Genomic DNA, 12,364 nt, shown 5'->3' on the forward strand with positions numbered 1-12,364 from the left:
TCCACACCGTGGTGTTGTTCGTCGGGTCGTAGGGGTAGGGGTCGGCGAAATTGGGCAGGGAGTCGCCATCGCTGTCGCTCCAGTCCGGGCTGTCCGTGGCGTAGGTGGCGGCGATGAAAGTAATTCAAACCGTTTTACCCAATTTATCAGCTTCCAATCAATCGAGTATTGTATTGTTTAGTTCGGTAGCAGCCAGTATGGGTATGCCTTTTCACACCAGCATTGCCGCTGCGAAAGGAGCCATTGAAGGATTTGCAAAAGCATTAGCAGCAGAATATGCGCCAAAAATTAGAGTTAATGTTATTGCACCCTCGTTAACCGACACGCCACTAGCTGATAAGTTTTTAAATTCGGATTTGAAAAAAGAAAAATCAGCTGAAAGACATCCACTAAAAAAAGTTGGAACAAGCGAAGACATGGCACAAATGGCTTGTTTTTTATTGAGCGAAAAAAGCAGTTGGATATCGGGGCAAATTTTTCACGTAGACGGCGGAATGTCAACTTTATTAGTTAATGGATAAAAAAACAAAAAATATATTTTGGTTTCGTCGTGATTTACGATTAGAAGACAATGTTGGATTATTTCATGCCTTAAAAGGTGAACTACCTGTTTTACCTATTTTTATTTTTGATGAAAGTATCTTATCTCAATTACCAAAAAATGACGCTAGAGTCACTTTCATTCACCAACAACTAGAAAAAATTCAATTAGAGCTTTCTAAAGCAGGAAAATCGTTAGCTGTATTTCACGGAACGCCCCAAGTAGTGTTTCAAAAATTAATTTCAGAAAACGAAATTAAAGCGATTTACACAAACCACGATTACGAACCTTATGCTCGAAAAAGAGATTTGGAATTATTCCAACTTTTTAAAGAAAACAACATCGAGTTCAAGACCAGTAAAGATCAAGTAATTTTTGAAAAAAGTGAGGTTGTAAAAGACGATGGCAATCCCTATGTGGTTTATACTCCTTACAGCAACAAATGGCTGGATCATTTCAATAAAATAAAGCTGAATTCCTATAATTCTGAAGAATTAATTTCAAACATTGCAGTTCATAATTATCCTTTTTTGAAGTTGGAAAACATTGGCTTCACTCCTTCAACGATTCAAGTTACTCCTTTTGATATTTCTTCCAATTTGATTGATAACTACGAAGCTACACGCAACTTTCCGGCATTAAATAAAACGTCTTATCTCGGAATTTATTTGCGATTTGGTGCTGTTTCAATACGGAAGATGGTTGCTTTAGCTCTTCAAAGCAAGAATAAAACTTTTCTTAAAGAGTTAATTTGGAGGGAATTTTTTATGCAAATTTTATGGCATTTTCCACATACAGCCAAATCAAGCTTTAAACCTAAATACGATGCTATCCAATGGGACAATAACGAAGAGTTGTTTCAAAAATGGTGTGAGGGAAAAACAGGATATCCTTTTGTAGATGCAGGAATGCGAGAATTAAATGCTACTGGGCACATGCACAATCGCGTTCGAATGATTACGGCAAGTTTTTTATGCAAGCATTTACTTATTGATTGGCGTTGGGGAGAAACTTATTTTGCAACCAAACTTTTAGATTACGAACAAGCTAGTAATGTTGGTAATTGGCAATGGGCTTCGGGTAGCGGTGTAGATGCAGCTCCCTATTTTAGAATTTTCAATCCTACCGAACAAATTAAAAAGTTTGACAAAGATTTAATTTACATCAAAAAATGGATTCCGGAAATTGATACTTCAAGCTATCCAAACCCAATTGTAGATCATAAAGAAGCAAGAGAAAAATGCTTGCGAGTTTACAAAAATTCTGTAGGCTAAAACGATTCAAATTTACTAAAAAAATAGTAATTTTGCATCTTTAAAACAAACAAACCATACAATGAAAAATACCGCTTTATCTCACATACACGAAAATTTAGGTGCAAAAATGGTTCCTTTTGCAGGTTTTAATATGCCTGTTCAATACGAAGGAGTAAATGCAGAACACGAAACTGTTAGAACTTCCGTAGGGGTTTTTGATGTTTCACACATGGGCGAATTCTTCTTAAAAGGAGAAAATGCTTTGGCATTAATTCAAAAAGTAACTTCAAATGATGCATCTAAATTAGTTGATGGTAAAGCGCAATATTCTTGTTTACCGAATAATGAAGGCGGAATTGTAGACGACTTAATCGTTTATAAAATTGCCGACAACGATTATATGTTAGTAGTTAATGCTTCGAATATTGAAAAAGATTGGAATTGGATTTCTTCTCACAATGATTTAGGCGTAAACATGACCAATGCTTCTGATGCGTATTCTTTATTAGCAATCCAAGGGCCTAAAGCGGCGGCGGCAATGCAAAGTTTAACTAATATTGATTTGGCTAATATGGCCTATTACTCCTTCCAAATAGGAGATTTTGCTGGAGTTTCCAATGTAATTATTTCTGCAACTGGTTACACAGGTTCAGGGGGATTTGAGATTTATTTCAAAAATGAAGATGCCGAAACAATCTGGAATAAAGTATTTGAAGCAGGCGCTTCATTTGGAATTAAACCTATTGGATTAGCAGCTAGAGATACTTTACGATTAGAAATGGGATTCTGTTTATATGGAAATGACATCAACGACACCACCTCTCCTATTGAAGCTGGTTTGGGATGGATTACAAAATTTGATAAAGAATTTACAAATTCGGCAAATTTAAAAGCCCAAAAAGAAGCGGGCGTTTCTAAGAAATTAGTTGGTTTTGAATTAATCGAAAGAGGAATTCCGCGTCACGACTACGAAATTGTAGATTCTAACGGAAACACTATCGGAATTGTAACTTCGGGAACTATGGCGCCAAGCTTAGGAAAAGGAATTGGAATGGGATATGTAAAAACCGAATTTGCTTCAGTAGATAGCGAAATTTATATTCAAATTAGAAATAATAAAGTAGCAGCTAAAGTAGTTAAAATGCCATTTTACAAAAAAGCATAACTTTCTTTTGTTATATAAACGAAAGAATTACTTTTGCAACCGATAAAAAATTATACAAAATATTCTTAGAAATGGGAAGAGCATTCGAATTTAGAAAAGGTAGAAAAATGAAGCGTTGGGCAGCAATGGCCAAAGCATTTACTCGTATTGGTAAAGACATTGTAATGGCCGTGAAAGAAGGCGGACCAAATCCTGAAGGTAACGCAAGATTAAGAGCGGTTATTCAAAATGCCAAAGCGGCAAACATGCCAAAAGAGAATGTTGAAAGAGCTATTAAAAAAGCTACCGATAAAGATACTGCAAACTATAAAGAAGTATTATTTGAAGGCTATGCTCCTCACGGAATTGCACTTTTAATTGAAACCGCTACCGATAATAATAATCGTACCGTTGCTAATATTAGAAGTTATTTCAATAAATGCAATGGAACCTTAGGAACTCAAGGTTCGGTTGAATTTATGTTTGATCATACTTGTAATTTCCGAATTCCAAATAATAATATCGATATTGAAGAATTAGAATTAGAATTCATTGATTTTGGTGCCGAAGAAATTTTTGCAGATGAAGACGGAATCTTAATTTATGCTCCTTTTGAAAGTTTTGGTGCAATTCAAAAAGAATTAGAAAACCGCGGAATTGAAATTTTATCTTCTGGATTTGAGAGAATTCCACAAATCACAAAAAAACTAAGCGAAGCTGAAATTGCAGATGTAGAGAAATTGATTGAAAAAATTGAAGAAGACGATGATGTGATGAATGTGTATCACACCATGGACGAATCAGAATAAAAGTTATTCCAATATAATTAACTCCGTTTTGTGTAAACAAAGCGGAGTTTTTTCTTATATTTAATATTAAATTTGAAGAAATAATATGGCTCGATTTGTAGAAAACGATTTGCCAAAAGCAAAAATTAACAGCAGTTCATTAAGTAAAGCACTTTTAATTTTTAAGTATGCTGATAACCATAAATGGAAGTTTTACTTAGGATTGTTTTTCTTATTAATGACCGGCTGCACTGCCCTAGCCTTTCCAAAGTTAATGGGGATGTTGGTAGATTGTGTTAAAAACAAAGATACTTCTGAAGCGAATTCTATTGCCTTAATTTTAGTAGGTATTTTATTCTTACAATCGTTTTTTTCTTTCTTCCGACTTTCTTTATTTGTCAATTTCACCGAACATACTTTGGCTAATATCCGCTTGGCATTATACAGTAATTTAGTAAAGTTACCCATGACATTCTTTTCTCAAAAAAGAGTCGGTGAATTAAATAGTAGAATTAGTTCAGATATTACTCAAATTCAAGACACCTTAACTTCAACCATAGCAGAGTTTTTAAGACAATTCATTTTAATTATTGGTGGCGTGGCTTTGCTTGCTAGTCAAAGTTTTAAACTTACATTAATGATGCTTTCAATAGTTCCTGTGATTGCTGTGGCAGCAGTAATTTTTGGAAGGTTTATCAGAAAGTATTCTAAAAATGTACAAGATAAAGTTGCCGAAAGTCAGGTTATTGTAGAGGAAACATTGCAAGGAATCAGTAATGTTAAAGCCTTTGCTAACGAATGGTATGAAATTGCGCGATATAAAGGTAAAATACAAGAAATCGTAAAAATCGCTATAAGAGGTGGAAAATACCGAGGCTACTTTGCATCATTTATCATATTCTGTTTATTTGGTGCTATTGTTGCCGTAGTTTGGTATGGTGTAACATTGAGTATCAGTGGAGAAATGAGCGTTGGGCAACTAATTTCATTTGTACTGTACTCTACTTTTGTTGGTGCTTCTTTTGGCGGTATTGCCGAATTGTATGCACAAATTCAAAAAGCAGTTGGAGCCACCGAGAGGGTTTTTGAATTATTGGATGAAACACCCGAAAAAATCAACGCAATTTCAGATGACAATCTTGAAAAAATACAAGGAAATGTAACCTTTAAAAATGTTTCTTTTTACTATCCTTCACGTCCTGAAGTACAGGTTTTAAAAGATGTTAATTTCACTGCAAATTATGGAAAAAAGGTTGCTATTGTTGGGCCAAGTGGTGCAGGTAAATCGACTATTTCCTCACTTTTACTTCGATTTTACTATATAGTTGGAGGTTCGATAGAAATTGATGGAAAAGATATTTATGAATATGATTTGGAGAACCTTCGTGGGAATATGAGTATTGTCCCTCAAGATGTGATTTTATTTGGCGGAAGTATTCGTGAAAACATTGCTTACGGAAAACCTACTGCCAGCGAAGAAGAAATTATTCTTGCTGCCAAACAAGCCAATGCCCTTGATTTTATTAATGGTTTTCCTGAAAAATTTGATACTTTAGTTGGTGAGCGCGGAATTAAACTATCGGGTGGACAACGCCAACGAATTGCAATTGCCCGAGCATTATTGAAAAATCCAAGTATCTTAATTCTAGATGAAGCGACTTCCTCTTTAGATAGCGAAAGTGAAAAATTAGTTCAAGAAGCTTTAGAAAACTTAATGGAAGGAAGAACCAGTATTATTATCGCCCATCGTTTAGCAACCATTAGAAATGCAGATGCTATTTTAGTATTGAATGAAGGGGTAATTGCAGAATCTGGAACCCACAAAGAGTTACTTGAAATAGAAAACGGTATCTATAAGAATTTAAGCAACTTACAATTCAACGAATATTAAATTTATTTCGACTTTCTTCTATCTCTTTCCGTTTTAAGTAAATTCAATTCTCTGCTAGTTTGTCCTGCAACCGAAGTGTTTTCTTCAGCTCTTCGAATCAAATACGGCATCACATCACGAACAGGTCCGAAGGGTAAATATTTTGCCACATTGTATCCATTTTCAGCCAAGTTATAACTGATGTTATCACTCATTCCATACAACTGACCAAACCAAATTCGGTTGTCATTTTTTCCAATACCATTTGCTGCCAACATTTCCAACAATTTATACGTACTAGCTTCATTGTGCGTTCCCGCAAAAATTGCCATGGTTTCAATATGGTGCATCATATAATCTACTGCAGCGTTGTAATTATCATCGGTAGCTTGTTTCGAAGCACAAATTGGCGTTGGATAACCTAGTTCTTCCGCACGCTTATTTTCTTTTTCCATGTAAGCACCGCGAACCAATTTCATCCCGATTTTAAAACCTTGTAATTTAGCTCGTTCATGTAGTGATTTCAAATAATCCAATCGATCCCAGCGGTACATTTGCAAAGTATTGAAAACAATAACTTTTTCTTTGTTGTATTGAACCATCATTTCTTCAACCAATTCATCAGCGGCATCTTGCATCCAACTTTCTTCGGCATCAATCAATAAAGCAACATCCTTATCATAAGCGGTTTTGCAAACCTTTTCAAAACGAACTTTTACTTTATTCCATTCTTCTTTCTCGTCATCAGTTAAAGGCGACTTCGCTCCTACTTTGGTATACAAATCCAATCTTCCAAAACCTGTTGGTTTGAAAACTGCAAACGGAATTGCTTTGCGTTCTTTTGCAAATTCGATAGTCTTTAAAGTCATTTCTAAAGCAGCATCAAACTGCGCCTCTTCTTCTTTTCCTTCCACCGAATAATCCAAAACGGAAGAAACCCCTTTGGTATACATTTTATCAACTACAGAAAGACAATCTTGCTCGTTAACACCACCACAAAAATGATCAAAAACGGTAGCACGAATAAGCCCTTCAACCGGAAGGTGTGCCTTTATAGCAAAATTGGTTACCGCCGTTCCAATACGAACAAGAGGTTCGCTGTCAATAAGTTTAAAAAGAAAATAGGCTCTATCTAGTTCGGTATCGCTTTTTAAAGAGAAAGCAACCTCGGTATTATTGAAAATTTTATCCATTATTTAAATTGTGATAATTGCACAAATATAATTAGAGTTAAGCGAATATTTATTAAAAATAACCTTATTTTTGACCTTAAATTACAAGAAAATGCAATCCATAAAAGCCAGCGAATATTCTATTTATTTCAACCAAGAGGGTTATCAAATGCTTAATGCCTGGATTTCAGACAGCAATTATTCAAAATTATTCCTTTTAGTTGACGAACATACCAACGAATTTTGTTTGCCAAAACTGTTACCAAAATTAGAGGTTGAGATTCCAATTGAAATTATTGAAATTGAAGCAGGCGAAGAAATGAAAACCATTTCAACTTGTGTTGAGATTTGGTCCATTCTCTCCGATTTAGGTGCAGATAGAAAAAGTGCTGTCATTAATCTTGGAGGAGGTGTTATTACTGATATTGGAGGATTTGTGGCTGCTACATTTAAAAGAGGAATTGATTTTATAAATATTCCCACTTCACTATTAGGAATGGTAGACGCTTCAATTGGTGGAAAAAACGGAGTTGATCTGGGAAATTTAAAAAATCAAATTGGAGTGATTATCCCTCCAAAATTGGTTTTAATTGATACTGATTTTTTAGAAACATTACCTCAAAATCAAATGAAATCCGGTTTAGCAGAAATGCTTAAGCACGGATTAATCTATGATAAAAATTATTGGCTTCAGTTTAAAAATTTAAATGAATTGAATTTTGACGATTTCGATACATTAATCCATCGTTCGATTGAAATAAAAAACGAAATCGTTTCTCAGGATCCAACCGAAAACGGAATCCGCAAAGCACTAAACTTTGGTCACACCTTAGGACATGCTATAGAGAGTCATTTTTTAGACACTTCCACCCCATTACTTCATGGTGAAGCAGTGGCTATTGGAATGATTTTAGAAAGTTATATTTCAAAAGAGAAAAAACTGATTTCCGAGGAAGATTATTGCGAAATAAAAAATACACTTTTGGCAATTTATGAAAAACCTATTTTTTCGAAAAAAGACCAAGAATCCATAATAAATTTACTCATTCACGATAAGAAAAATGAGTATGGTAAAGTACAATTTGCGTTAATTCAAAATATCGGAGCGATAGTTTTAAATCAATCTGCTGATAATGAATTAATTATAGAGAGCTTTAAAGAATATCAAAGTTGATTATTTTTTAATTATTTTTTTTTCAAATGACATATTTTATTTTATAAATTTGCGCTGATGATTAAAAACAAAAACAACAGTTTTCCTTTGTTTCTGGATGCAAATTTTTCAAGTTGTCCAGAGGGTAACGCTAGTATTTACAATACTAAAACTTCTTATGTTGTTGCAAATTTTAACATTATTGAATACATCACAATTGACTTACCAATTGCATACGCAAATATTAGGGTTTGAATAATGAATTAATCCGTGTTTAATTTCATTTATTTAATCTAATACCATCCCTAATGAATACTAAATATTTCGACTTAATTAATCAAACTTACTATTTTCCTCAAGAGGAATTTAGCCTTAATAAAGATAATGCCCTTCAATTTCACAATATTGATTTGATGAAATTAGTTGAGCAATACGGAACTCCATTAAAGTTCACTTATTTACCTCAAATTTCCAACAACATTAAAAAGGCCAAAAATTGGTTCCGTAATGCTATGGAGAAAAATAAATATGAAGGTAAATACTACTATTGTTATTGCACTAAAAGCTCTCATTTTGAATACATTATGAATGAAGCTTTTAAAAATAATATACATATTGAAACCTCTTCAGCATTTGACATTAATATTGTAGAAAATTTAATGGAAAATGGAAAGATTAATAAAAGCACCTATATTATATGTAATGGATTTAAAAGAGATCAATACATAACCAATATTGCAAGATTAATAAATAACGGACACAAGAATACGATTCCAGTAATTGATAATTATGAAGAATTGGATTTACTTCAAGCTGAAATAAAAGGTAAATTTAAAATAGGTATTCGTATTGCTGCAGAGGAAGAACCAAAATTTGAGTTTTATACCTCGCGTTTAGGAATTGGATACAAAAACATTGTTCAGTTTTACAAAAAACAAATTCAAGAAAATGATAAATTAGAGTTGAAAATGCTTCACTTCTTTATCAACACCGGAATCAACGACAATGCCTATTACTGGAACGAATTGGTTAAATGTATTAAAGTATACATCGCATTAAAGAGAGAATGCCCTACCCTTGATGGATTGAACATTGGAGGAGGTTTTCCAATTAAAAATTCTTTAGCTTTTGAATACGATTACCAATACATGATTGATGAAATTATCCATCAAATTAAAATTGCTTGTGATGAAGCTGAAGTAGACGTTCCAAATATTTTTACAGAATTTGGATCTTTTACAGTTGGAGAATCTGGAGGGGCTATTTATCAAGTATTGTATCAAAAACAACAAAACGATAGAGAAGCTTGGAATATGATTGACAGCTCTTTTATTACAACATTACCCGATACATGGGCAATTAACAAACGTTTTATCATGTTGGCCGTTAATAGATGGAATGACACATATGAAAGAGTCCTTCTTGGCGGAATGACTTGTGATAGTGATGATTATTACAATTCTGAACAAAACATGAATGCCATTTATTTGCCAAAATACAATAAAGAAAAACCACTATACATAGGATTTTTTAACACCGGAGCCTACCAAGAAACTATTGGTGGATTTGGAGGTTTACACCACTGTTTGATTCCGCAGCCAAAGCACATCTTAATTGATAGAGACGAAAACGGAATCCTTGCAACCGAAGTATTTTCAGAGCAACAAACATCGGATGATGTGTTAAAAATATTAGGATACACGAAAAAACAATAAAATAATTTTGTTTAGAGCGTATCTAAAAGTTCAAATTATTAGTTTAAATTTATTTAATATCAGCAACTTAAACCCTTGTATTTAGGGATATAAAGTGCGATAAAATTAATTATCAAAAATTTGAAATATTAAAAAAAATAGTTTTTCTTTGAACCCAAGTGATTACAACCCAATTAAACAATAACAATGAGTAAAGGACCAATAAGTCAGTTTTTAGAAAAAAATTATCTTCATTTTAATTCTGCTGCATTAGTAGATGCTGCAAAAGGATATGAACAACACCTTTTGGAGAATGGAAAAATGATGATTACACTTGCTGGTGCCATGAGTACTGCAGAGTTAGGTAAATCACTTGCCGAAATGATTCGCCAAGATAAAGTTCATATTATTTCATGTACAGGGGCCAATCTTGAAGAAGATATTATGAATTTGGTTGCTCACAATTCTTACAAAAGAGTTCCAAATTACAGAGATTTAAGTCCGCAAGAAGAATGGGATTTATTAGAAAATCACTACAACAGAGTTACAGATACATGTATTCCTGAAGAAGAAGCATTTAGAAGATTACAAAAACATTTATTTGATATTTGGAATAATGCCGATTCAAAAGGAGAGCGTTATTTTCCGCATGAATTTATGTATCAAATGTTGAATTCAGGAGTTTTAGAACAATATTATGAAATTGACCCTAAAGATTCTTGGATGATAGCTGCAGCAGAGAAAAACCTTCCAATTGTAGTTCCTGGTTGGGAAGATAGTACCATGGGTAATATTTTTGCTTCGTATTGTATTAAAGGAGAATTCAAGCCTACAACAATGAAAAGTGGTATTGAATACATGATGTGGTTAGCAGATTGGTATCCAAAAAATTCAGGTGGAAAAGGAGTTGGTTTCTTTCAAATTGGTGGTGGTATTGCTGGAGATTTTCCTATTTGTGTGGTACCAATGTTATACCAAGATATGGAAATGCATGACATCCCTTTTTGGAGTTATTTCTGCCAAATTTCTGACTCGACAACAAGTTATGGTTCGTACTCTGGAGCAGTTCCAAATGAAAAAATTACATGGGGTAAATTAGATATTGATACTCCAAAATACATTATTGAATCGGATGCAACTATCGTAGCTCCATTAATTTTTGCTTATTTATTAGATTTATAATACCTTATTTATGAAAAGAATAATTGTTGATTATGCCAAGCTAACCGGTGACATTTTAAACTTATTAGTAGAGAAATTCCCTGATGGATATGACAGTACTGATATTATTCGTTTTAGAAATGCTAAAGACGAACTAATTGAAGCTGTAGAAGTTAGAACTGAAGATACAATTTATTTAGTTAAAGTAAGCACCAAACTCGCCAGCAGAATGGAGAAGTTTGAGGAAGATGATTTGGATGCAGTAATCGAACCAATCACTCCTGTTAAAGGATTGGATCTTGATGATGATGATTTACCAGGTGATGATGAAGAAGAAGTTGATCTTTTGAAAGATAATGGAGGAACCGATGACGGTGAAGATGATGAAGAAGATTTTGAAACTTCCGATAATTTTGAAGACGAAGACGAATAATAATAATAAAAAAACCTCAAGTTTCCTTGAGGTTTTTTTTATAGTTAATTTATAAATACCGTTCAGAAAATACTTGCTGATGGTGATTTTGATGACCAATAATAAAAAACCCAGCAGCTCGCACTGACATTGGATTATTTGAAGCAATTCCAATTCTGCTTAACTGCTCTGCATCAAAGGATTTAAACAAACTCAATGTGGCATAGCGAACAGCAGACATTTCATTTAATAATTCCATAATACTTCTTCTAGATCCGTTAGCATATTTAGCAAAATCATCTTCTTCGTATCCTGGCAATTCGGTTGAATCATTTCGGGCAAATCGTAAAGCTCGGTATGCAAAAACCCTTTCTGCATCAATAATGTGTTGTATAATATCTTTTATTGTCCATTTTCCCTCAGTATAACTATAATCAAATTTATCCATGGGAATATCTTGTACAAATTTGATAAAGCGATGTAATGAAATTTCCAACTCTTCAACTAGTGTATATTCGTCAGATACAAGTTTTATATAGTTGTATTGATAAGTACCGTATTCATTCGGATTGACATCATGTATCTTCATTTTGTTTTTTTTTAGCAAATAAATAAAATTAAATAAAAAACCTCAAGAAATTCTTGAGGTTTTATTTTATCATATTGAATTATTAAATGTCTTTGAAAATGGTGTGCATAAGACGTTTTTTATCATTAATGCTTTCATCTAATGATATCATTGTTTCTGTTCTGTATACTCCTTCAATATCATCTATCATAAAAATAACTTCTTTTGCATGTTTTGTGTCTTTTGCACGAATCTTACAGAAAATATTAAACTTTCCTGTAGTTACATGAGCAACCGTTACAAAAGGAATTTCACTAATTCTTTCTAAAACAAATTTTGTTTGAGAAGTGTTATTTAAGAAAACACCTACATAAGCAATGAAAGAATACCCAAGCTTTTCATAATCTAAAGTTAATGAAGAACCCATAATGATTCCTGCATCTTCCATTTTTTTAACTCTTACGTGAACTGTCCCTGCAGAAATTAATAATTTTTTTGCAATATCCGTAAAAGGAATTCTGGTATTATCAATCAACATGTCTAAAATTTGATGATCCACTTCATCTAATCGGAACTTACTCATAACTATAAATTTATATTAATAA

12 protein-coding genes and 1 pseudogene are annotated in these 12,364 nt (G+C 33.2%); 10 read left to right on the plus strand and 3 right to left on the minus strand.

Features of this window, described 5'->3' with window-relative positions:
- Positions 1-116 precede the first annotated feature (116 nt).
- The 5 genes and pseudogenes from ACKOWY_RS00540 to ACKOWY_RS00560 all read left to right on the plus strand — a co-directional run.
- Positions 117-521, plus strand: a pseudogene (locus tag ACKOWY_RS00540) (SDR family NAD(P)-dependent oxidoreductase); the annotation flags it as partial.
- Positions 514-1,815 carry a cryptochrome/photolyase family protein gene (locus ACKOWY_RS00545; RefSeq protein ID WP_408939491.1) on the plus strand — a complete coding sequence of 434 codons (1,302 nt, stop codon included), beginning with the start codon at positions 514-516 and terminating at the stop codon, positions 1,813-1,815. The pseudogene ACKOWY_RS00540 and the gene ACKOWY_RS00545, both read left to right, overlap by 8 nt.
- A 61-nt stretch (positions 1,816-1,876) precedes the next feature.
- A complete protein-coding gene (gene gcvT / locus ACKOWY_RS00550; protein ID WP_408939492.1) occupies positions 1,877-2,962 on the plus strand; it encodes a glycine cleavage system aminomethyltransferase GcvT in 1,086 nt (361 codons plus the stop codon).
- Between the two features lie 71 nt (positions 2,963-3,033).
- Entirely contained in the window at positions 3,034-3,750 is a 717-nt protein-coding gene (locus tag ACKOWY_RS00555; RefSeq protein ID WP_408939493.1) for a YebC/PmpR family DNA-binding transcriptional regulator, read from the plus strand.
- A gap of 85 nt (positions 3,751-3,835) precedes the next feature.
- Complete coding sequence (locus ACKOWY_RS00560; RefSeq protein WP_408939494.1) at positions 3,836-5,620, plus strand: ABC transporter ATP-binding protein; 1,785 nt, start codon at positions 3,836-3,838, stop codon at positions 5,618-5,620.
- 2 nt (positions 5,621-5,622) lie between these two features.
- Here the strand turns inward: ACKOWY_RS00560 and ACKOWY_RS00565 are convergent, their stop codons facing one another.
- The gene (locus tag ACKOWY_RS00565; RefSeq protein ID WP_408939495.1) at positions 5,623-6,792 is read right to left on the minus strand and encodes a proline dehydrogenase family protein; all 1,170 of its coding nucleotides are present in this window, start codon (positions 6,790-6,792) and stop codon (positions 5,623-5,625) included.
- A gap of 91 nt (positions 6,793-6,883) precedes the next feature.
- Between ACKOWY_RS00565 and aroB the strand changes: the two genes are divergently transcribed.
- The 5 genes from aroB to ACKOWY_RS00590 all read left to right on the plus strand — a co-directional run bounded on the left by aroB (position 6,884) and on the right by ACKOWY_RS00590 (position 11,212).
- Entirely contained in the window at positions 6,884-7,945 is a 1,062-nt protein-coding gene (gene aroB, locus ACKOWY_RS00570) for a 3-dehydroquinate synthase (RefSeq protein WP_408939496.1), read from the plus strand.
- 57 nt (positions 7,946-8,002) lie between these two features.
- The gene (locus ACKOWY_RS00575; protein WP_408939497.1) at positions 8,003-8,179 is read left to right on the plus strand and encodes a hypothetical protein; all 177 of its coding nucleotides are present in this window, start codon (positions 8,003-8,005) and stop codon (positions 8,177-8,179) included.
- 53 nt (positions 8,180-8,232) lie between these two features.
- Positions 8,233-9,639, plus strand: a complete 1,407-nt coding sequence (locus ACKOWY_RS00580; protein ID WP_408939498.1) for an arginine decarboxylase — start codon at positions 8,233-8,235, stop codon at positions 9,637-9,639.
- A gap of 186 nt (positions 9,640-9,825) precedes the next feature.
- Positions 9,826-10,800, plus strand: a complete 975-nt coding sequence (locus ACKOWY_RS00585; RefSeq protein ID WP_408939499.1) for a deoxyhypusine synthase family protein — start codon at positions 9,826-9,828, stop codon at positions 10,798-10,800.
- Positions 10,801-10,810: 10 nt separating this feature from the next.
- Entirely contained in the window at positions 10,811-11,212 is a 402-nt protein-coding gene (locus ACKOWY_RS00590) for a DNA primase (RefSeq protein ID WP_408939500.1), read from the plus strand.
- Between the two features lie 49 nt (positions 11,213-11,261).
- On the opposite strand, the gene ACKOWY_RS00595 is transcribed toward ACKOWY_RS00590, so the two are convergent.
- Positions 11,262-11,780 (minus strand): DinB family protein, encoded by a 519-nt coding sequence (locus ACKOWY_RS00595; RefSeq protein ID WP_408939501.1) that lies wholly within the window; start codon positions 11,778-11,780, stop codon positions 11,262-11,264.
- 82 nt (positions 11,781-11,862) lie between these two features.
- Positions 11,863-12,342 (minus strand): Lrp/AsnC family transcriptional regulator, encoded by a 480-nt coding sequence (locus ACKOWY_RS00600; protein WP_408939502.1) that lies wholly within the window; start codon positions 12,340-12,342, stop codon positions 11,863-11,865.
- Between the last annotated feature and the right edge of the window lie 22 nt (positions 12,343-12,364).

This window comes from Flavobacterium sp. (genome assembly GCF_046073885.1).
Lineage (GTDB): Bacteria > Bacteroidota > Bacteroidia > Flavobacteriales > Flavobacteriaceae > Flavobacterium.